This is a genomic window from Methanocalculus sp. MC3 (assembly GCF_054767395.1).
This window is the reverse complement of record NZ_BAABMP010000005.1, coordinates 476452-496586: the sequence shown is the minus strand read 5'-3', so window position 1 is coordinate 496586 and position 20135 is coordinate 476452. Positions and strand designations below refer to the sequence as shown.

Below are 20135 nucleotides of genomic sequence, written 5' to 3'. Positions count from 1 at the left end.
CATGATGAATGCTTCCTTTTTGGTGGGGGAGGAGAGGAGCCTTGTTTTGGTGGAACGCTTTTTGCTACAAGTTTGTACTGGCAGACGACGAAGATCCAATTGAGTCGTAGTTGCATCCTTGTTTTGCTGGAACACCTTCTGCTAAGGCACGTAAACACTCCTCATTAGTGTCTCTCCAATAAAGTTGCAATCCTTGTTTTGGTGGAACACCTTCTGCTACTGAAATTGAAATCGAGCTTATCTAAGCTTGATTCGCGTTGCAATCCTTGTTTTGGTGGAACACCTTCTGCTACTATATGGTGGTATACAAGAGAACCGCCCGCATCTCGGGTTGCAATCCTTGTTTTGCTGGAGCGCCTTCTGCTACTGCGTTCAGGTGCCGGGGTTTCGGGTGCCGGGGTTGTTGCAATCCTTGTTTTGCTGGAACGCCTTCTGCTACGACTGTTAGATCGGGTGCTCCTCGGAACACCACCAAACGAGTTGCAATCCTTGTTTTGCTGGAACGCCTTCTGCTACTTTATCTCAGGTGGTAAAGTAAAATGCGTGAAATGCAGTTGCAATCCTTGTTTTGCTGGAACACCTTCTGCTACGAAGCTATCAAGAAGACGATTAAGCGTGAATTACCGTTGCAATCCTTGTTTTGCTGGAACACCTTCTGCTACAAACTGTACACATATCTTATCGAAACAGATAAGGGATCAGTTGCAATCCTTGTTTTGCTGGAACACCTTCTGCTACCTTTTTGGAGCAACACATGGATTATTTTAGCGCACTTAAGTTGCAATCCTTGTTTTGCTGGAACACCTTCTGCTACAAACAGATAAGGGATCGTATGAAGTGCAGTGGGAAGAAGTTGCAATCCTTGTTTTGCTGGAACACCTTCTGCTACATTAAGAGAGAGCTTCCTAAAGAGCTTCACAAATTCCTGTTGCAATCCTTGTTTTGCTGGAACACCTTCTGCTACAAGAGCTTCACAAATTCCTTACGATCTCAATCAATACGTTGCAATCCTTGTTTTGCTGGAACACCTTCTGCTACACGGAACAGTGGGACGGTACGAGTTGGACTGCAAAAAAGTTGCAATCCTTGTTTTGCTGGAACACCTTCTGCTACGATAGACAAGGGTTGATGCTGAGTGAACCGCGTGATCTCGTTGCAATCCTTGTTTTGCTGGAACACCTTCTGCTACTCCTCCAAATCGACCTACCTTCAAGTTGATTCGATTTGGTTGCAATCCTTGTTTTGCTGGAACACCTTCTGCTACAATATTCATGAATCAAGCGTGCCGCTATAGGTGTATGTTGCAATCCTTGTTTTGCTGGAACACCTTCTGCTACGATTGGGCGTATCCTCAGGACGTGTTGGATGATGACGAGTTGCAATCCTTGTTTTGCTGGAACACCTTCTGCTACGATAATCCGAGGTTCGATGAAGAAAGATTTAGGAAGTTGCAATCCTTGTTTTGCTGGAACACCTTCTGCTACTTGTTGTTTGGAAGTGCGAATCGTGCGAACATAAATGGTTGCAATCCTTGTTTTGCTGGAACACCTTCTGCTACAGGGTCAAATTTTGTCCTTTTTGGCTATAATCTTTTCTATCGCCTCCGATTTTTCAGACTATATAAAGCGGACGAGGTTTTCTCGCAATTTATTGTCCATTGAGGGATTTAAATCCAATACGAACATATTCATTCCTGATACCTCCTCATCACCAGTCCACCAGATCTTCAAGATGCCATGCCTCTCCACCCAAGCTCCACCCCACCTTCATCCCGCGTTCCAATCCAGTCTTTGATTCACCTATTGCCACCACTCACCCCTTATAGGATCACAAATGCCTGTTTCCTGTAGGTATCCTCATTAAATGTCCTTCCAATGACTATCTTCTCATTAAGGCATGAGTCACAGAGGGAGAAGAGCAGGACACTGTCAGCTTCAGTCTTGTCATCTGATGGATAGCCTCCAAATATCCCTTCAATTCGTGAGCCGAGCTTTTTCATGCGGGGAGTTGATAACTCTCCAAAGAAGATGCTCTTCTGGAACCGGGTCAACCCATCATCCATACAGGCGTCTGCAATCTGCTGGCGGAGTTTATTGGAGGTTATGTCGTAAAATACCCAGACGAACATTACCGCCACCGGTGGATGTAGGGTGTGAAGGTTTTCCCCTCATTGATCGTGTGTACGGCTGATCTCATGGTATTCAGAATCAGCTGTGTAAACGTCGTATTGATCCCATTGAGCTCCCGCTCTCCGGTGAGCCGCCCGATGACCTCCCCGATGATTACCTTACGTGAATCCTGTGTCAGGAATCCTTTCTCATCGAGATCGGATGAAGAGATCCGACCTCTTACAGCAAGGGTTATTATTGCCCGATCAATGACTGGCTGGCGGAATTGCTCGATAACATCATACACAAAGGGTGTCTTGCCATACCTGTCGGCATGGAGATAACCGATTCCGGGTTCAAGCCCTGCAATCAGGCATGCTTTCTCGACTTCGTGGTAGAGGATGCCATACCCATAATTCAGGGCGGCATTGAAGACATCACCTGCGGGGCGGTGTGTACGTGACCCTTTGTATACATCTTCCGGGAGCACATGGGTTAGAGCCTGGAAGTACCGCCGTGATGCTTCTCCCTCGATTCCCCGCAGGTGGGGTGCATCAGCTGGAAGGGTTCCTGTTTGTTGAAGGTGCGCAGCAGAAAGCGCAATAACCTGTCCTTCGTCGATAAGTAAGCCATCGTTCTTACGGCGTCCAATAGCTTGCAGAAGCAGCCCCATATTCTGTATCTTTGCAGAAATAATCCGGGAAATGAAGTGATATGCCTGCTCTCCTTGTGAAAAGAGAACCTGATTCTTTCTTGTTGCTGCTGTTCCAGTACCAGCACAGGAGATGAACCGGCAGATGGGTGTTCCATCACGCCCAATAATGGCAATATCTGTTCCACTCTCTGCCGCAAGGCTCAATGCCCCGGTTGTGATCATTGCTGCATCAGTAAGAAGGATCTGCCTGAGATCAACTGCAGGAAATTCCTTTGATTCACCCTCGGATTCGACTACAAATCTGTTTTGCTTCTTTCTGACAACTGCTCCATAACCATTAATTACACAGTACATATCGATCACCGGCTCCTCTAAGTCGAGCTATGAGAAATACAGTGTTCCAGATTGTTCATAAATGAATGTCCTATACTCCATTCTTCAGTACAGGTGCTTATTCCCTCTAATCAGACTTCATTCTCAAATTCGAATGGTCTTCTTAAAGCAGAGATAACCAACGCCTCTGTCTGGGAGTCCTCATTTCCAAATGACATCGGTTCTTTTAGTTCTACTATTTGCTCTATCAAATACAGAATTGCCCTGATCTGCGATTGGGGGTTGAATTGGGGTTTTCTTGTTTATGCTGTCAAATAGCCATCAAATACAGAATCGCTTGGATCTTCGATTGGAGGTTGAATTGGGGTTTTCTTGTTTTTGCTGTCAAATACCTGTCAAATAGCCATCAAAACAGAATCGCCTGGATCTGCGATTGGGGGTTGAATTGGGGTTTTCATGCTGTTGCTGTCAAATACCCGTCAAATAGCCATCAAATACAGAATCGCCTGGATCTGCGATTGGAGGTTGAATTGGGGTTTTCATGCTGTTGCTGTCAAATACCCGTCAAATAGCCATCAAATAGAACCACAATACAAGTTGGTAAGTCCTGAATTTTGTAAGTGCTGAAGTTCGGAAGTCCGGGAGTCAGGCAAACGTGATGATGAAGAGGAAATATGTGCCGGAATATTTCCTTGCAACAAGGATTCCTCTTGAATTTTGAAAAGGAGTGAATGTGGGCGAATTAATGGTTCATCTAAAACTACCCGGCAACTAAAACTGGTCACGGTGCGAGGGTGAAAACCGGGATCAGATGTGCGAAAATATCGCTCCGAAATGCCCATGCAACAAGGAATTCTTTTTGATTTTGAAATAGGTGGTAAATTGGGCAGAAAAGTGGTTGAAGTGAAACTACCCGGCAACTAAAAACGGACTATATTCTGTGGTTGAAAACCTGGATGTAAATGTGGAATTGCCGCCTGGAGATTTCTCTGCAACAAGGATTATCGTTAAAATTTGAAACCGGGGAAACTGAGCGGGAATAATGGTTTTAGTGAAACTACCCGGCAACATCAAATGGGCTACATTGTGGGGTGAAAACCGGGATCAGAGGTGCGAAAATATTGCTTCGAAATGCCCCTGCAACAAGGAATTCTTTTTGATTTTGAAATAGGTGGTAAATTGGGCAGAAAAGTGGTTGAAGTGAAACTACCCGGCAACTAAATGGCAACGAAAAACGGGCTGCATTGTGTGGTTGAAAACCGGGGTGTAAATGTGGAATTGCCGCCCGGAGATTTCTCTGCAACAAGGATTATCGTTGAAATTTTAAACCGGGGAAAATGAGGGGAAATAATGGTTTATGTGAAACGACCCGGCAACTACTCGGCAACGAAAACCGATACTCTTCGTAACTCCCCCCCCCTCACCTCGCCTCCCCGATCCCCGGCAGGTGCCGGTACACCGCCTCCCTGACCTCGGCCGACGGCCGGCCGGTGCGGGTGGCGATGGCGGCGATTCTGTGGTTGATGATGCTGATGGGATCAGATCCCTCAAGGAGGAGGCCCCGGGCCCAGGCACGGTAGCGGGCGGCCGCCTTCTTTCTGCTGTCCGGATCTGCACCTAATTCGCCTGCTGCACCTACACTCGCACCACCCCATTCGCCCGTGATGTCGGCAAACTCGCGGCTGATCTCATCCCGGAGCAGGTTTTCCTGCTCGTGCCTCCGGGCGTTCCTTTGCTCGGCTGCCGCCTGGAAGGTGGTGTTCGCCTGCCTGAGCTCCTGCTCGATGGCTTGAATCTCAGCCCTGACGCGGTCGAGATCCTGCTGTATCAGGGCGTACCGGATGCCGGCCATCTTCCCGGCCATAGCTTTTTCTTCCTCTCCGGCAGCTCCATATGCCCCGTTTGCCCCGCCGATACCGGATGTTCCGGCTGTTAGCGCAGTTCCGCATATCCCCGATGCCCCGGTGAAGTACTCGGTGAAGAGCCGGGAGGCGAGTGCCGAGATGGATCGGCCTTCTGCATGGTAGGATTCGAGATAGGGATGGAGATGATCGGCAAGTGAGAGGGATTTCGTGAAGGCCATCAGCAGATCCCCCCTGCAAGGGTCTCTCCCGCAGATGGCTCATCTTCCGCAACTGGTTTCCCTTTCAGATGGCGTTCTTCCCAAAGGATGGCTTCTATGCCCGGAATATCATTTTGAAACCCTGAAAACTCGTCTATCACATGTGTTCTTTGCATACAATCCCGTTTGCAGAGATAGATAAAAGGCATTAGCCGTGCGGGGTGTGAGTGTTTTTTCCAAGATCAAAAAAACGGGTCAGAGGGGGTGGGCACCCACCAGACAACAACTGCTATCGTGTTATTCGTGTTGGCTATTCTTCGGTTTTCATAGCGTACACTCCTTCTGATGGAAAACTCTCTTCTGTTCAGTCCGTTTCTGCTCCCTTCAGGGTCGCCCTCCCCGGTATATAGAGCCTCACCGTGCATGGTGTGAGTGTTTTTGTGGCTTCCCGGGCAGAAAAAAGCAAAGGAAAAAGATCGTATTATTGTTGTGAGCAGTACTAGTACAAGAGATAGGTAACCCCCCCTGTCACCTTTCATGCATCTTCCTCTCATCTTTCTGCCATCTGCTCTCATCACCACCTCTTTATCTCCCTCTCGCCTTCCTCAGTGATGCCGGATATGGACATTTATATATACATAAAAAACTGTATCTCTGACTATGGCACTCGCTGAGATGCTCACACCGGTTTCTATCGCCATTCAGCTGATTATCGTTATCCTCGGATGCTATGCGGGGTACAGACTGAAGATAGAGGCAGGATACCTCTTTGCCCTTGCATTCCTGCTCTTTGCAGTCTACGATATCACCTCGATGATGGGATATGGAGATGACATGCTCTCGATCATCAATATCCTCGCCTCCCTCTCAGCACTCGGGGGCATCTACCTGCTCGTGAAGCGGGCATAAATCTCTCCTTTCTCTCTTCCTTCCTTCCTCCCTCCCTCTCTCTCTCTCTCTCTCTCTCTTTTCTTTCTGCCCGCTCCTTTGTTCTTTGATCTTCCGGGCTTCCTACCGATCCGCCCCCTCAAGAAACGCCGAGAGCACCGCCATGAACTCCTCTTCCGCCTCAAGGAAATGCATGTGCGATGCACCGGCAAAGATCTTCATTACCGCTCCGTCTGTCAGATCGCAGAAGTCCCGGACCGTCAGGGGTGTCGCCTCATCAAACTCGCCGCAGGTAAAGAGCACCGGCAGCCGGAGCAGTGGCAGGACGCTTGTCAGATCCTTCTCCCGCAGGCTCCCCCGGACCGTGAACTCGGACGGCCCCCACATCGCCAGGTAGATCGGGGCCGCCATATATTCGAACATCCGGTTCAGGCAGTCCGGCCAGGGATCCATCCGGCAGAGGTGGCGGCGGTAGTACGCCATCATCGCCTCCTGGTATGCGGGCGAGTCATAGACCTCGCATGACTCGTGCATCTCGATCACCGCCCGGACATCCGGCGGCATCCCGGCGAGCAGCCGCCGCTGGTCTGCCTCCCAGCGAGGCGAGGAGATCAGGGGGCCGGCAAGTGTCAATGAAACAACCCCCTCCTGCCCGTACCGCTCGATATATGCAGCCACCAGCATCGCCCCGAATGAATGGCCGAGGAGATGCACCCGCCCCGGTGCAAGCGCTGAAATGACCGCATGCAGCTCATCGGCGAACCGTTCAAGCGACAGAAGCGAATCATCAACAGGTGCGGGTGAGCGGTATGAACCGAGCTGGTCATAGAAGATCACTGGCCGGGATTGTGCCAGCGCAACGAATGGCTCAAATGCATCACAGCTCCCCCCCGGCCCTCCGTGAATCAGGATGAGCGGGCAACCGGGCTTATCACTGCCTGCAATACAGTACCCGACACTGCCGCCGGGAACTGAAATAGTGCCTTTTATTCGGGTATCCATAGGAGTTCATCTTCCTTTCTCCTATACAATTCTTGAGTTGCGATCCCTTCGGCTCAAAAGAGACAGCATCTCTTTTGAAGGTGTGCGATCAATACAATGATATCATCATGGAGACGTACCGGATCGCCATCCTCGCACTCATCGCCGCATCACTCCTCATAGTAGTCCTCATCTATCCGGCAGCACCGGACCAGATCCCAACCCACTGGAATATCGGGGGCGAGCCTGACGCATGGTCAGATAAGGCATTTGGGCTCGCAATCATCCCGGCAATCCTCCTCGCAACCGCCCTCATCTTCGGAGCCATGCTCAGGTACCTCGGTTCAGGCGACACAAAGACACGGCGGGCAACCGGCTGGTTCATCGTCCTCATTCTCGCCCTCCTCTTTGCAGTCCAGATCTTCCAGAGCCTCACCATCCTCGGCTCTGCAATAGACCCGGCGTTCTTCTTCCCGGTCCTCTTCGCCCTCTTCTATCTCGGTATATCGATCATCCTCCCCCGGATCATGAAAAGGAATAAAATGATGGGGATTCGGACCCCCTGGACGATGAGGAGCGACGAGGTCTGGGTACGGACACACCAGAGGAGCGCAAATATCTTCCGTATCGCCGCAGGACTCACCCTCTTTGGCGTATTCTATCCCGATTCTATCTTCCTCTTTGTTCTTGCCCCCGCCATCATCGCTCTCCTCTGGTGTGTACTCGTCAGCTATATCGAGTACAAAAACCTCAGGGAGATGCCATGAAGGCAGAGACTTCCTGCCAGAAGACCCTTGAAGCATTCTTTGGCCACACCACATTCCGGCCCAACCAGGAGAGGATCGTCGAAGATCTCCTTGCAGGCAGGGACGTCCTCGCCGTCATGGCAACCGGCGGCGGCAAATCCATCTGCTATCAGCTCCCAGCCGTCCTTCTCGGCGGCACCACCGTCGTCGTCTCCCCACTTATAGCCCTGATGAAAGATCAGGTCGATGATATGAACCGGCAGGGAATCAGTGCGGCACTCCTCACCTCGAACCAGACCTATGACCAGAGAAAGGCGGTCGAAGCCGAACTGACAGACGGATCGATCACGATCCTCTATGTCTCACCCGAGCGCCTCGCCCTGCCGGCATTCCAGGACCTCCTCCGGAGAATCAACCCGAAGCTCTTTGCAATCGACGAGGCGCACTGCATCTCCCAGTGGGGCCACCAGTTCAGGAAAGATTACCGTTCCCTCTCCCTCATCCGCGATCTCTTCCCAAAAACCCCGATCATCGCCCTCACCGCAACCGCAACCGAAGAGGTGCGGGATGATATCATCACCCAGCTGCATCTCAGATCTCCCAAAAGGTATGTCGGCGGCTTTGATCGGGAGAATATCGCCTACACGGCAATCAATGAGAAGCGAGAGTCCGAACGTATCCGCCTCCTTGCACTCCTCATCTCCCGGCACTACAAAAAAGCCGGGATCGTCTACTGCCGTTCCAGAAAAGCAGCAGATGAGATCGCACACGAACTCAGGAGACGCGATATCCGGGCACTCGCCTACCATGCAGGACTCTCCGGAAATGATCGCTCCCGTACCCAGGACTCTTTCCTCAAAGGCAGGACAGACATCATCTGCGCAACTGTCGCCTTCGGGATGGGGATCGACAAGCCTGATGTCCGGTTCGTCGTCCATTTCCATCCTCCAAAGGATATCGAGTCCTTCTACCAGGAGAGCGGGCGTGCAGGAAGAGACGGAAAACCCGCAGAATCCCTCCTCTTCTACTCAAAACAGGACTTCGCCATCTCAAAAAAACTGATAGATAAGGAGTACACAAGCCACACCGATCTCTCGATTAGAATCAACAAACTCAGCACCATGCAGGCATGGTGCGAGAGCGCCGGATGCCGCCGCCGGAGCCTCCTCGACGTCTTTGGCGAAGAGTATCCGGCGATGAGCTGTGGAAACTGCGATATCTGCAGATCTGCAACCATGAGCCTTGAAGATCGAATAACAAAAGGCATTGAATCCATATCCGGCCGTTTTGGGATTGATACCGCCGCAGCCATTCTCACCGGGTCGTCAAAAACAGCTGCCCATGCCTCTCTTCCGGCGTTTGGTATCGCTACCGAATGGACCGGTGATGAGGTGAAAAATGCAATTCACGCCCTCATCCGGGATAAAAAGCTCATGCTCTCTAAAAACATGCGGGTAAAGACACAACTGAAGAAGAAGAGACTGGGCTGATCAGAGATACTTTTATTACTCTGATGTACATATTCATACATTACAGAACAATGATGTGTGTAATTGGAGGAATATGATGCAGACCAAGATCTACCTTGATGAGGAGAGCCTCCCAAAGACCTGGTACAATATCCAGGCGGATCTCCCCTCACCCCTTGACCCGCCGCTTCACCCGGGAACCGGAAAGCCGGCAGGCCCTGAAGACTTTGCCCCCATCTTCCCGATGGAGCTGATCGGCCAGGAGATGAGCCAGCAGAAGAATATCCCAATCCCGGAAGAGATCAGGGAGATCCTCCAGATCTGGAGGCCGTCCCCCTTAATCCGGGCTCACCGGCTTGAGAAGTTCTTAAAGACACCTGCAAAGATCTACTACAAGTGGGAAGGTGTCAGCCCCGCAGGCAGCCATAAGCCAAACACCGCTGTTCCCCAGGCATACTACAATATGAAGGAAGGGATCGAGCGGATCGCCACAGAGACCGGCGCCGGGCAGTGGGGTTCCGCTTTAGCCTTCGCAACGAGCCTCTTTGATCTCGAATGCACAGTGTACATGGTCAGTTCGAGCTACTACCATAAGCCCTACCGGAAATCAATGATGGAGGTCTGGGGCGCAGAATGCATCCCAAGCCCTAGCCCGAAAACCGCATCAGGCCGGGCAATCCTTGAAAAAGATCCAAATACCTCGGGATCGCTTGGGATCGCCATCTCAGAAGCAGTCGAAGACGCAGCCACCCATGCAAACACCCACTACTCGCTTGGGTCTGTCTTAAACCATGTCTGCCTCCACCAGACGATCATGGGGCTCGAAGCACGCGAACAGCTTGCGATGGAAGAGCTGTACCCGGATGTCGTCATCGGGAGTGTCGGCGGCGGATCAAACTTCGCCGGGATCAGCTTCCCCTTCGCAGGCGATATCCTCACAGGAAAGGCAAAAGATACCGAGATCATCGGTGTCGAGCCGGCTGCATGCCCGACACTGACACGGGGGCTCTTTGAGTACGATTACGGCGATGTCGCAGGGCTCACCCCGATGCTGAAGATGTACACCCTCGGCCATGATTTCATACCTCCGGCACTCCATGCAGGAGGGCTCCGGTACCATGGCGACTCCCCGATCGTCTCCCGCCTCGTCCATGACGGGATCATCACGCCGCGATCCTATCTCCAGAACGAGGTCTTTGAAGCGGCCATCACCTTTGCACGGACAGAAGGGATCATCATCGCCCCCGAGGCAGCCCATGCGGTGAAAGGCGCAATCGATGTCGCCCTTGAGTGCAGGAAGACAGGGGAAGAGAAGACGATCCTCTTCTGCAACTCGGGCCACGGCCACTTCGATATGACTGCATATGATGCCTACCTTGCAGGTGATATCATCGATTACGACTGCCCCGACGACCTGATCAGGGAATCGCTTGCAAACCTCCCGAAACAGAGAGGATGACAACGACAATCGGGCTTCTGATCAATCCGATCGCAGGGATGGGGGGGACCGTCGGGCTGAAAGGAACCGACGGCCTCTCGGGAGAGGCACGTGCACGGGGGGCAACCCCCCGTTCCACCATCCGGACAAAGGAGACCCTTTCCCTGCTCAAAAATGACACACTCTCCTTCCTCACCGCCTCCGGTGCAATGGGCGAGGATGCACTCAGGGAATGCGGGATCAAAGCGTTTACCGTCCTCCACGAATCCGGTGACCCGACCACGGCAGAGGATACGCGCCGTGCAGCAGCTGCATTCAAAGAAGCAGGAGCAGACATAATCGTCTTTGCAGGCGGTGACGGCACCGCACGCGATATCCTCGGGGCTGTCGGAAGAACGATCCCGATCCTCGGGATACCGGCGGGGGTGAAGATGTACTCTGGCGTCTTTGCAAACGATCCGGTTGCAGCCGCCGCACTGATCCGTGATGCCGGTTCCCTCCCGCTCCGTGATGCCGAGGTACTGGATGTCGATGAGGAGGCATACCGGGACGGCCGCCTCAGCACCCGGCTCTATGGGATCGCACGGACACCGTACCGGACAGGCTATGTCCAGAACGCAAAAGAGACGGTCTTCACAACCGAAAACGAAGATGAGGATCGGCAGGAGATTGCTAACTTCATGGCAGGCGTCCTCGCCTCCCCCCGCCCCTTCATCCTCGGCCCCGGCTCGACGACAGAGGCGATTGCAGATGCGATGGATCTGGAATGCACCCTCCTCGGCTTCGATGCCTATTCTGCCGGAAAACTCGTCCTCCGTGACGGGAATGCGAACTCACTGCTTGCATTTCTTCGGGAGAACCCGGAAACCCGCCTCATCATCAGCCCGATCGGCTCCCAGGGCTTCATCATCGGGAGGGGCACCCAGGTGATCACGCCTGAGATCCTCGGGATCATAGGAGATAAGAACCTCATCGTCGTCGCAACACCCGGCAAGCTGAGGGCAACGCCCAGGCTCCATATCGATTCAGGGGATCGGAATCTTGATGCATCGTTTCCCGATTCGATCCGCGTGATCTGCGGGTTCGGGCTTGCGGAACGGAGAAAACTCCACCGATCAGCCTGATCAGAACCGGCTCTTTTATACCCAAATTGTACAAATATATACATTATACTACAATAATGGAGAATTTAACGTGCCAAACATCACCGCATTTCTTGACATCGGGGCGGCCCGATCCGATAAACCCGCCCTGATCGTCCCCACACGGGGCGAGTCCTATTCAATGCGGGATCTCCTGGATGCCACCTCTTCTCTCGCCTCGCTCTTCACCTCGCTTGGTGTTTTGAAGGGGGACCGGATCGTCATCTACCTGGAGAGCTCCGCCGAGTACCTGATCGGGTACTCTGCGGCATGGCGGATCGGGGCAGTCGCTGTCCCGACCGGCCGGGTCTATACCAGGGATGAGCTTGCCTATGCGGTGGCAAACTCCGGTGCACGTCTTCTCATCACCGATCCGGAAGGGGTGAAGGTGGCAGAAACCATCCCCGGCATCACCATCATATCAACTCGCGATGCACCTGAGGGCACGGTTCCCTGGCCCGTGCTGCGGGAGGCAGTACCAGTATTCCCCCCCGTGAACTGCTCGCCCACCGATCTCTGCCAGATCCAGTATACCTCCGGTACCACCGGAAGGCCGAAGGGAGCGATGCTCACCCATGGCGGATGGATGGCGGCCCTCGATGCCGAGGCAGAGGCGCTCGCCCTCACACCGGATGATGTCTATCTCGGCATCTACCCGATGGGCCATGTCGGCATATCATGGGGAATAGCAGCACTGAAGGCGGGAGCCGCCTTTGTTGTGATGGAACGCTTCGAGCTCGAAGCCTACCTCACGCTGACAGAAGAATACCGGGTCACCGTCCTGGCAGGGATGCCGCCGGTGATCCACTCCCTCCTCACCTCGCCACCCGGAACAGAAGAGCGGCTTCTCTCTGTCAGGGAGATCATCTCAGGCGGCGGCCCCCTCCATCCCGAGGTCTGGAAGCCGTTCCATGAGCGGTTCGATATCCCGATCATCAATGCATACGGCCTCTCGGAGACGATCGTGATCGGGACCGGCACCGCGATACGGGCAGCAGACTATCCGTTTGCAGACCGGTTCCTCTCGGTCGGCCATCCGGTCGGGTACTCGGAGGTCAGAATCGTCGATTCCGATGATCCCGAAAAGATCCTCCCTGTTGGAGAAGAGGGGGAAGTTGCCCTCCGTGGCCCCGCAGTCGCCCTTGGGTACTATGGGATGGAAGAGGAGACCGAAGAGGCCTTCCTCAGATCAGGCTGGTTTTTGACCGGCGACATCGGGTTCATCGATACAGAGGGCCGACTCTCCATAACGGATCGCAAAAAGGATATGATCATCATGTCGGGCTGGAAGATCTACCCGACCGAGGTCGAGGATATCCTCCTCCGCCACCCCGCCGTTGCCGATGCCGCCATCTTCGGGGTCCCGGATCCACGAAGGGGCGAGATCCCGGTAGCAGCAGTCGTCCCAAAGGAGGGGAAAACGATCACGGGAGAACTGATCACCGAATACTGCCGTTCCCATCTTGCAGGATACAAGGTGCCGAGGGAAGTGATCATCACCGATTCCCTTCCAAGGATGAATGGCTGGAAACTGATGCGGAAAACGCTCAGAGAAGAATATACCAGAGAGAGATTATCATGAAATCAAGAGATATAGCACTTGTCGGTATCCTGCTTGCAGCAGGAGCCATTGTACGGTACATGTCGCTCGTCATACCGGGCCCGATCGTCGCGAACCTTGTGATCGCGTTTTACTCGCTTGCGATCATCCTGGTCGTCCCAAAGATCAGTGAAGCTCTTGGGATAGGCGTCATCGCCGGCCTGATATCGGCACTGATCAGCCATTCGATCTTCCCGCCCGCAAACCTTATATCCGAGCCGATAGGCGCAGTCGTCTGTATACTGGTCTTCATGGCGCTGAAAGACAGGATGAAGCTGGCAGCACCCGGGATAACCGCCCTCGTTACGACACTCGCCTCAGGCTTCTCCTTTGTCGGAGTCGTCGTCATCCTGCTCCTCGCAGCACCGGGAATGCTCGCACAGGCAGTGACCCTCACCGGCTTTGTGATGGCAGTCGTCCCGATCGTCGTCATCACCGCAATAGTGAACGGGATCATCGTCTCGATGCTCTACCCCGCCGCCTCACGGGTTCTAGAGAGGTAACTGATGATCAGGATCGATCACTTCAGCTACACCTACCGGAACAGGGAACACCCGGTACTCCGGGATATCTCCCTCTCCCTTCCGGAGGGTTCGATGACGCTTGTCACCGGCCCCTCGGGTGCGGGCAAGACCACCCTTTGCCGGGCAATGTCGGGTATCCTCTCCCATATCTATACCGGCACCTCCGTCGGATCGATTGCGATTGCCGGACGGGATATGATGGAATATGATGGGATCGAAGAGCTCTCCCATACCATCTCGATGGTCTTTGATGATGCCGACGCACAGCTGATCTTCACCACCGTCGGGGAAGAGGTGATGACGAGCCTTGAGAACAGCGGCCTCTCAAAACAGGAGGCAGAATCCGAACTCATCAGGATCCTCGATCTCCTGGAGATCTCCCATCTCGCAGATCGTGCCCCCTATACCCTCTCGGGAGGGCAGAAGCAGAAGGCGGCGCTTGCCGCAACCCTTGCCCTCGGAACACAGTTCCTCATCCTTGACGAGGCGACCTCTGAGCTGGATGAGGAGGCACGCACCCTGATCTTCTCCATCCTGCGGAAGCTTGCAGATGATGGGAAGACGATTGTCCTTGTCGAGCATATGATCGATGAGGCGGCAGCATATGCAGATACCTGCGTGCTGGTGGAGGATGGGACGATTACCGCATCAGGCACCCCGGAAGAAGTCTCCCGGATCATCCGGGATGCTCTTCCCCCGATCACCAAACGGCCCCGGAAGGCAGGTGGTGCACCCCTCATCGAAGCAGAAGGGCTTGTCCACTGCTATGGTGATCTCCGTGCAGTCGACGGTGTTGACTTCACGCTCCATAAAGGCGAGATCATCGCAATCGTGGGGGAGAACGGGTCAGGTAAGACCACCCTCGTGAAGCATTTCAATGGCCTGTTGAAACCGACTGAAGGAACCCTCACCATAGCCGGGACACCCTGCAACGGCCACTCCATTTCGGTCCTCTCCCGGCACACCGGCCTCGTCTTCCAGAACCCCGATACGATGCTCTTTGAAGATACCGTCAGAAAGGAGATCGCATTTGGGATGAAGAATATCGGGAAAGACCCAAACTCCATCGGGGAGGTGCTGGAAGAGGTCGGCCTCACCGGAAAAGAGGAGACCAATCCCCGCCACCTCTCGCGGGGTGAGCGGCAGCGGCTTGCCCTCGCCTGCGTCGTTGCGATGGGACAGGAGGTCTTTGTCCTTGACGAGCCGACAACGGGACTGGATCTTGCAGAATCACTCCAGATCATGGAAATTCTGATGCGGCTCTCTGATGAGGGGCACGGGATTGTGATGATTACGCATAATCCAGGGCTTGCAACGGCATTTGCAGATCGGGTACTGAAGATGAGCAACGGGAAATTCATCGCAGCAACGGAGGGATAAAAGATGCAGGAAATTATGCAGTATATACCCGGAAACGGGATATTCCACCGGATACATCCGATCACAAAACTCCTCTTCACGGTGATACTCGTCATCCTCGCCGTCATGACAAGCGACCTCCTGCTGCTTGGATTCCTTCTCGTTGTGGTCTTCCTGGCCGCATGGGCAGGGGGGCTTGGGCGGGGTCTCACTGAACAGATTCCGTTACTCCTCGTCCTCGGCGTGATGCTCGTCCTCTTCACGGTGCTGACGATGCCTGCGGGCGAGGTGCTCTTCCCGCTTATTCCGGCAGCAGTACCGATCATCGGAGGCGCCCTGCCGGTGACTGCCGGAGCCCTCCTCTTTGGAACCATCCTCTCGCTTCGGTTTGCGGTGATGCTTTTTGCATTCCAGCTCCTCGTCGTCTCTACAAAACCAGCAGAGCTCGTCACCACGCTCCGGCAGCTGAAGATGCCGATCGACTATACCCTGATGTTTCTGATAGCGCTTAGGTTCATCCCGACCCTCCAGAGGGAAGGTATCCGGATCAGCGAGGCGCAGCTTGCCCGCGGGTATGCACCCGGCGACGGGCTGATGGGAAAAGTCCGGGGGCTGAAGCCGGTGATCCTTCCCCTCATCTTAAATTCTCTTGGAAAGGCTGATACCCTCGGGCTGACCATCGATATGCGTGGATACCGCCGTGGGAAAGCCGAGACCGGAGCAATATCGGTCGGCGCCCTTGACGGGCTCGTCCTCTCTGCCGCTCTTGTACTTGCGGCAGGCGTGGCGGCGATCCAGATCATCGGACTATAATAGAATGGAGGAATTGGTAATTTGAGAGCAAGCGGTGTTCCCGGACTTGATCCGGTTATCGGCGGCGGTTACCTGGCAGGGAGCCGGATCATCATGGTCGGATCCCCCCTCTCCGGGATGGATGCCCTCGCGGCCCAGTTTGCGAGAGCCAATGCCGGGGTGTACCTCATCCTTGATGAAGAGATGAGGGATGGGATGATCCCCGCAGCCGGCCTCTCTATTGAGGATCTCGCCCATGATATCCGGGGGGATGCCGCGGTTGTCGATTCTTTCTCGACCCTCATCCTTGACCGGGGTATTGCCCAGGCACTCCGGCTCCTCACGACCGCAACCGCTGCCTTCAGGAAGGATGGCGGTTGCCTCCTCTGCACGATGTATGAAGGCATCCATACCCCCTATGAAGAGGCACTCATCTTCAGGCATGCGGATATTGTCATCAGGCTGACAGCCGAGATCCACCAGTCCCAGATCGAACGCAGGCTCCAGATCATGAAGTACCGGGGCATGCGGATCCCTGACCGGACGGTTCCCTTTGTGATCACCGGGGACGGTATCGAGCTCTCGACGACGTCAAGAGTGGTGTAAAATCTGAAAGCACTTGTTTCTGCTTTCATTCTTTCACTACAGTAATCACTTAATAGATCATAGGTTAAAATGAACGAGAGGCTTCTGTGAGACTATATCTTGATGTATGTTGTTTATGCAGGCCGTTTGATTCACGGAACCATCCCAGAATAAATATGGAGATGGAAGCAGTAATTGCAATTCTTAACCGGTGCAGGAGTGATTGGAATCTCATATCAAGTGACATAATTTCATATGAGGTTCTTCAGATACCGGATCAGAAGCGGTTACGATCATAGCAGCAGAAAGCCCACAACTTTAGTCGTGGGATGAATGCGTCAATGCCGAACCCCAAACAATATCTATTGTCCTCGCATATAATTATATAGATGGCAAAAGAACGGTGGACGCACTCGAATACAACGGTATACAACATCGGATACCATATCATATGGTGCCCGAAATATAGACGTAAAGTGCTCCAATCCCCGGTATCTAACAGGTTAGAAGTTCTTCTCAGGGAGAAGGCAGATGAGATCGGAGTTGTCATCGAAACAATTGAGATAATGCCCGATCACCTCCATTTATTTATCAAAACAAAACCTACTGCAAGTCCACACTGGATCGTACAGCAGTTCAAAAGGTATACATCAAGGATACTCCGACAGGAATTCGAACCGTTGAGGACTCGTTTGCCGTCATTGTGGACTCGCAGCTATTATGTTGAATCGTGCGGGCACATCTCCGAAGATGTCGTGAAAAAATACATCGAAGATCAGAAGCGGAATTAGCATGATCTTAACCTACAAACTCCGACACAACCGCGATCTCAGCGATGAATTAACGAAAGCGTTCGCTGTAGCGGAGTTTGCTGTTAAAAATCCAAAATGTCGTTCCTCTGCTGCAGTCAAGGGGATTGGGTTAAAATCAGCCATCTCAAACCAGATCCTCAAAAAGTACGGAAACCAGAAGACAATCAAACGGGTACGGAACGTCAATCTGGTTGTACCGGGGCAGTCAATCAAAGTGGATCGGGATACTCGAACAATCCGGGTCGTCCCTTTGAAATTGACTCTTAACTACCAGTTTCCAGAGTTCGAGAAGATTAATCAGATCGAGATTGATGCCGAATACGCATATGTGTCCTGTACCGTCATGGAAGAACCGGAGATGATGCCCAGACAGTTTATCGGGGTTGATCGGAACACAACAGGGCATGTGGCGGTAGCGGCGAACCCCGATACCGGGAAGATTGAGAAACTTGGCAAGAAAGCACTCCACACGCACCGGAAATACTCCGCGATCCGAAAACGCCTTCAGAAACAAGGAAAGTTCCGCAAACTGAAAGCGAACAAAGATCGTGAGTCCCGTATCGTCAAGGATCTGAACCATAAGATCAGTCGAAAATTGGTTGATATGGCAAAAGATCAAGACGCAGCACTCGTATTTGAGGATCTGGACGGTATCCGCAAAACGAGGAAACAACACCGTTCGTTCAAATACGCCCTGCACAGTTGGTCGTTCTATCAACTACAATTGTTTGTAGAATACAAAGCCAAGCTGCTCGGCGTTCCTGTCCTCTACATTGATCCAGCATACACCTCGCAAGATTGCTCTCGGTGTGATGGAAGAGGTCAACGGCGAGGAAAAGAGTTTAAGTGTCCGGTCTGCGGGCACGTTGATCATGCCGATGTGAATGCAGCATTCAACATTGCACTCCATCAAAAAGGCATGGTTGATCGTGTACAGAAAGAGATGTACACGATGGGAGCACTGATACCCCACGACGCAATGCTTGAAGAATGCCGAGCAACGTCAGAACCCTACGTGCTTTAGCCGTGGGAGTATGTCAGAGTGTGTCATGGATATTGTCACATATGCGAGTGAAATTATCGAATGGGATGATAGTCTGGAAGATCGGGCCAGTGAAATAATGGATCATGGTATTGATGCAATGGATGCTTTGCATGTCGCATGTGTTGAGCGTGCCGATGCTATTCTTGTGACAACTGACAACTCACTCATAAAAAAAATCAAGAGGTCGCAACCATTATGTACTACTGTGCAGGTATGTAATCCAGTTGACCTGATGTTGGAGGTGAATAATGATGAGGACGAAGACTCTCCATGAAATTCATACTGAGGGTATGGAGGCGCTCCTGAGAACCCTTGGTCCTGTTGACATGATCAGGTTCCTGATGATGTTTGATCAGGGAGAGGGAGACTATACAAAAGAACGGAAGAAATGGTTGAAAATGGATCTTCATGAAATATCTCGTGAGATCAGGGATCTCAAGAAGAAGAAAATCATCTAATATGGTTCTTCTCCATATTTCTGAAGGTCGTACATATATAAAGTGGATAATAATATAAGGATAGGCTCAAATCGCCAACTTTTGACCAATATGCATAAGTAAAGGACGTACTATTTTTCTACATTCATATCAGTAACTCCATCTTCAGGCTTTACGATTATTGGTGGTAACGAGTCAGAGATTGGCCTCATGTTACCTTGGAGCGGCTATAGTGATGAATATCAGAACCCCTCCCGCCGCGCCGATACCCGCACCGCACCAGGTTCAATCACTCCTGATGAATCCGGGTGTTGCATCGGGATCTCGAACGGGATCAGTCCCACGCTCCTAAGAATTCAGGAAAACCATGAAGATCAGAATTTTGGTGAAGAGTCGTTTTTATATGCACATACATACACATACACAGATATGGGAACTAAAACAATAAGCATCAGTGATGATGCCTATGAGCGTCTCTCCAGATTGAAAGGTGGGACGGGAATGAGTTTCTCAGAAGTAATCCTCAAATTTACTCCCCCCAGGAAAAAGCTCTCTGAAATACTCAAAGAGCTTGGTCCAAATCAGGAGCTTGCAGATTCGATTGAAAAGGCCTCCCGTGAGATGAGAAAAGCCAGGATGCGAGAGGTCGACTTTGATGCCGGTACTTGATACCTCATTAATCATTGATCTGATCCGACACAAACCCGAGGCGCTCAGGGTATTGGAAACAATTGAGAAGGAAGGTCTGACTCCTGCAACAACATCGATCACCATTCTCGAATTGTATAGAGGTGCTTACCTATCATCATCCCCGGAAAAAAACCTGGAAGAGGTGGAGGCGATCACACAGCATCTCATTACCGAGAACATTAATGACGAGATATATAGGATCTTTGGAGCTCTGTCTGCAAGATTGAGGAAGGAAGGCAACCCGGTTGGAGATTTTGATGAGCTAATCGCCGCAATATCACTTGGATATGATAGTGAGATTGTGACGCGGGATCATCATTTTGAAGGTATTCCGGGGTTAACGGTCAGGAGATACTAACGGGTTGTATATACCAGATAGCCTGATGATGGCTCGCATCCAAAAAACCCAAACGGATCCACGAAGAGCCGGATTTTGAGTCCAATACTTGAGAACAGAGTGACATATATG

Annotated in this window: 22 protein-coding genes and 1 CRISPR repeat array; of the genes, 16 read left to right on the top strand and 6 right to left on the bottom strand. The window is 52.3% G+C overall.

All coding sequences use genetic code 11. The features are described 5' to 3' along the window. Positions 1-108 precede the first annotated feature (108 nt). Positions 109-1558: a CRISPR direct-repeat array (repeat unit 37 nt; unit sequence GTTGCAATCCTTGTTTTGCTGGAACACCTTCTGCTAC). Positions 1559-1819: 261 nt separating this feature from the next. From cas2 to ACYUBO_RS11420, 5 genes are all read right to left on the bottom strand, one after another. Beyond that, the gene (gene cas2 / locus ACYUBO_RS11440) at positions 1820-2128 is read right to left on the bottom strand and encodes a CRISPR-associated endonuclease Cas2 (protein ID WP_460374653.1); all 309 of its coding nucleotides are present in this window, start codon (positions 2126-2128) and stop codon (positions 1820-1822) included. Then, positions 2128-3117 carry a CRISPR-associated endonuclease Cas1 gene (gene cas1, locus ACYUBO_RS11435; RefSeq protein ID WP_460374652.1) on the bottom strand — a complete coding sequence of 330 codons (990 nt, stop codon included), beginning with the start codon at positions 3115-3117 and terminating at the stop codon, positions 2128-2130. Before cas1 ends, cas2 begins: the two co-directional genes overlap by 1 nt. A 1399-nt stretch (positions 3118-4516) precedes the next feature. Further along, positions 4517-5179: a hypothetical protein gene (locus tag ACYUBO_RS11430; RefSeq protein ID WP_460374650.1), complete on the bottom strand. Its 663-nt coding sequence runs from the start codon at positions 5177-5179 to the stop codon at positions 4517-4519. Beyond that, on the bottom strand, positions 5179-5334 hold the full coding sequence (locus ACYUBO_RS11425; RefSeq protein ID WP_460374648.1) for a hypothetical protein: 156 nt from the start codon (positions 5332-5334) through the stop codon (positions 5179-5181). The genes ACYUBO_RS11430 and ACYUBO_RS11425 overlap by 1 nt, the downstream gene beginning before the upstream one ends. Positions 5335-5400: 66 nt before the next feature. Beyond that, positions 5401-5733, bottom strand: coding sequence for a hypothetical protein (locus ACYUBO_RS11420; RefSeq protein ID WP_460374646.1), 333 nt, complete (start codon positions 5731-5733; stop codon positions 5401-5403). A gap of 85 nt (positions 5734-5818) precedes the next feature. Here ACYUBO_RS11420 and ACYUBO_RS11415 point away from each other — a divergent pair, with 85 nt between their 5' ends. Further along, entirely contained in the window at positions 5819-6067 is a 249-nt protein-coding gene (locus ACYUBO_RS11415; RefSeq protein WP_460374644.1) for a hypothetical protein, read from the top strand. A gap of 102 nt (positions 6068-6169) precedes the next feature. Here the strand turns inward: ACYUBO_RS11415 and ACYUBO_RS11410 are convergent, their stop codons facing one another. Next, positions 6170-7048 (bottom strand): proline iminopeptidase-family hydrolase, encoded by an 879-nt coding sequence (locus tag ACYUBO_RS11410; RefSeq protein ID WP_460374642.1) that lies wholly within the window; start codon positions 7046-7048, stop codon positions 6170-6172. A gap of 80 nt (positions 7049-7128) precedes the next feature. Between ACYUBO_RS11410 and ACYUBO_RS11405 the strand changes: the two genes are divergently transcribed. The 15 genes from ACYUBO_RS11405 (at position 7129) to ACYUBO_RS11335 (ending at position 20024) form a co-directional block, all read left to right on the top strand. Next, positions 7129-7794 carry an SdpI family protein gene (locus tag ACYUBO_RS11405; RefSeq protein ID WP_460374640.1) on the top strand — a complete coding sequence of 222 codons (666 nt, stop codon included), beginning with the start codon at positions 7129-7131 and terminating at the stop codon, positions 7792-7794. After that, on the top strand, positions 7791-9263 hold the full coding sequence (locus tag ACYUBO_RS11400) for a RecQ family ATP-dependent DNA helicase (protein ID WP_460374638.1): 1473 nt from the start codon (positions 7791-7793) through the stop codon (positions 9261-9263). Before ACYUBO_RS11405 ends, ACYUBO_RS11400 begins: the two co-directional genes overlap by 4 nt. Before the next feature lie 76 nt (positions 9264-9339). After that, positions 9340-10701 carry a TrpB-like pyridoxal phosphate-dependent enzyme gene (locus ACYUBO_RS11395; RefSeq protein WP_460374789.1) on the top strand — a complete coding sequence of 454 codons (1362 nt, stop codon included), beginning with the start codon at positions 9340-9342 and terminating at the stop codon, positions 10699-10701. Then, a complete protein-coding gene (locus ACYUBO_RS11390; RefSeq protein ID WP_460374636.1) occupies positions 10698-11804 on the top strand; it encodes an ATP-NAD kinase family protein in 1107 nt (368 codons plus the stop codon). The genes ACYUBO_RS11395 and ACYUBO_RS11390 overlap by 4 nt, the downstream gene beginning before the upstream one ends. A gap of 70 nt (positions 11805-11874) precedes the next feature. Next, positions 11875-13404, top strand: a complete 1530-nt coding sequence (locus ACYUBO_RS11385) for a class I adenylate-forming enzyme family protein (RefSeq protein ID WP_460374634.1) — start codon at positions 11875-11877, stop codon at positions 13402-13404. Further along, positions 13401-13925, top strand: a complete 525-nt coding sequence (locus ACYUBO_RS11380) for a hypothetical protein (RefSeq protein ID WP_300329895.1) — start codon at positions 13401-13403, stop codon at positions 13923-13925. Before ACYUBO_RS11385 ends, ACYUBO_RS11380 begins: the two co-directional genes overlap by 4 nt. Positions 13926-13928: 3 nt before the next feature. Continuing rightward, a complete protein-coding gene (locus ACYUBO_RS11375; RefSeq protein ID WP_460374632.1) occupies positions 13929-15326 on the top strand; it encodes an ABC transporter ATP-binding protein in 1398 nt (465 codons plus the stop codon). Positions 15327-15329: 3 nt separating this feature from the next. After that, entirely contained in the window at positions 15330-16118 is a 789-nt protein-coding gene (locus tag ACYUBO_RS11370; RefSeq protein WP_460374630.1) for an energy-coupling factor transporter transmembrane component T family protein, read from the top strand. 21 nt (positions 16119-16139) lie between these two features. Beyond that, a complete protein-coding gene (locus ACYUBO_RS11365) occupies positions 16140-16703 on the top strand; it encodes an RAD55 family ATPase (RefSeq protein ID WP_460374629.1) in 564 nt (187 codons plus the stop codon). 368 nt (positions 16704-17071) lie between these two features. Continuing rightward, a complete protein-coding gene (gene tnpA / locus ACYUBO_RS11360; RefSeq protein ID WP_460374627.1) occupies positions 17072-17473 on the top strand; it encodes an IS200/IS605 family transposase in 402 nt (133 codons plus the stop codon). A gap of 1 nt (position 17474) precedes the next feature. Then, positions 17475-18518: an RNA-guided endonuclease InsQ/TnpB family protein gene (locus ACYUBO_RS11355; protein WP_460374625.1), complete on the top strand. Its 1044-nt coding sequence runs from the start codon at positions 17475-17477 to the stop codon at positions 18516-18518. Positions 18519-18543: 25 nt separating this feature from the next. Next, positions 18544-18813 carry a PIN domain-containing protein gene (locus ACYUBO_RS11350; RefSeq protein WP_460374623.1) on the top strand — a complete coding sequence of 90 codons (270 nt, stop codon included), beginning with the start codon at positions 18544-18546 and terminating at the stop codon, positions 18811-18813. Beyond that, positions 18788-18997: a hypothetical protein gene (locus tag ACYUBO_RS11345; RefSeq protein WP_460374621.1), complete on the top strand. Its 210-nt coding sequence runs from the start codon at positions 18788-18790 to the stop codon at positions 18995-18997. The genes ACYUBO_RS11350 and ACYUBO_RS11345 overlap by 26 nt, the downstream gene beginning before the upstream one ends. Positions 18998-19405: 408 nt before the next feature. Beyond that, positions 19406-19645 carry an antitoxin VapB family protein gene (locus tag ACYUBO_RS11340; RefSeq protein WP_460374619.1) on the top strand — a complete coding sequence of 80 codons (240 nt, stop codon included), beginning with the start codon at positions 19406-19408 and terminating at the stop codon, positions 19643-19645. A 52-nt stretch (positions 19646-19697) separates the two neighbouring features. Further along, the gene (locus tag ACYUBO_RS11335) at positions 19698-20024 is read left to right on the top strand and encodes a type II toxin-antitoxin system VapC family toxin (protein WP_460374617.1); all 327 of its coding nucleotides are present in this window, start codon (positions 19698-19700) and stop codon (positions 20022-20024) included. Positions 20025-20135 lie beyond the last annotated feature (111 nt).

What these genes read in the sequence shown, in the direction of transcription:
- cas2 (WP_460374653.1), bottom strand. Translation starts at nt 2,128, where the DNA reads ATGTTCGTCTGGGTATTTTACGACATAACCTCCAATAAACTCCGCCAG.
- cas1 (WP_460374652.1), bottom strand. Translation starts at nt 3,117, where the DNA reads ATGTACTGTGTAATTAATGGTTATGGAGCAGTTGTCAGAAAGAAGCAA.
- ACYUBO_RS11430 (WP_460374650.1), bottom strand. Translation starts at nt 5,179, where the DNA reads ATGGCCTTCACGAAATCCCTCTCACTTGCCGATCATCTCCATCCCTAT.
- ACYUBO_RS11425 (WP_460374648.1), bottom strand. Translation starts at nt 5,334, where the DNA reads ATGCAAAGAACACATGTGATAGACGAGTTTTCAGGGTTTCAAAATGAT.
- ACYUBO_RS11420 (WP_460374646.1), bottom strand. Translation starts at nt 5,733, where the DNA reads ATGAGAGCAGATGGCAGAAAGATGAGAGGAAGATGCATGAAAGGTGAC.
- ACYUBO_RS11415 (WP_460374644.1), top strand. Translation starts at nt 5,819, where the DNA reads ATGGCACTCGCTGAGATGCTCACACCGGTTTCTATCGCCATTCAGCTG.
- ACYUBO_RS11410 (WP_460374642.1), bottom strand. Translation starts at nt 7,048, where the DNA reads ATGGATACCCGAATAAAAGGCACTATTTCAGTTCCCGGCGGCAGTGTC.
- ACYUBO_RS11400 (WP_460374638.1), top strand. Translation starts at nt 7,791, where the DNA reads ATGAAGGCAGAGACTTCCTGCCAGAAGACCCTTGAAGCATTCTTTGGC.
- ACYUBO_RS11395 (WP_460374789.1), top strand. Translation starts at nt 9,340, where the DNA reads ATGCAGACCAAGATCTACCTTGATGAGGAGAGCCTCCCAAAGACCTGG.
- ACYUBO_RS11390 (WP_460374636.1), top strand. Translation starts at nt 10,698, where the DNA reads ATGACAACGACAATCGGGCTTCTGATCAATCCGATCGCAGGGATGGGG.
- ACYUBO_RS11380 (WP_300329895.1), top strand. Translation starts at nt 13,401, where the DNA reads ATGAAATCAAGAGATATAGCACTTGTCGGTATCCTGCTTGCAGCAGGA.
- ACYUBO_RS11375 (WP_460374632.1), top strand. Translation starts at nt 13,929, where the DNA reads ATGATCAGGATCGATCACTTCAGCTACACCTACCGGAACAGGGAACAC.
- ACYUBO_RS11370 (WP_460374630.1), top strand. Translation starts at nt 15,330, where the DNA reads ATGCAGGAAATTATGCAGTATATACCCGGAAACGGGATATTCCACCGG.
- tnpA (WP_460374627.1), top strand. Translation starts at nt 17,072, where the DNA reads ATGGCAAAAGAACGGTGGACGCACTCGAATACAACGGTATACAACATC.
- ACYUBO_RS11355 (WP_460374625.1), top strand. Translation starts at nt 17,475, where the DNA reads ATGATCTTAACCTACAAACTCCGACACAACCGCGATCTCAGCGATGAA.
- ACYUBO_RS11350 (WP_460374623.1), top strand. Translation starts at nt 18,544, where the DNA reads ATGGATATTGTCACATATGCGAGTGAAATTATCGAATGGGATGATAGT.
- ACYUBO_RS11345 (WP_460374621.1), top strand. Translation starts at nt 18,788, where the DNA reads ATGATGAGGACGAAGACTCTCCATGAAATTCATACTGAGGGTATGGAG.
- ACYUBO_RS11340 (WP_460374619.1), top strand. Translation starts at nt 19,406, where the DNA reads ATGGGAACTAAAACAATAAGCATCAGTGATGATGCCTATGAGCGTCTC.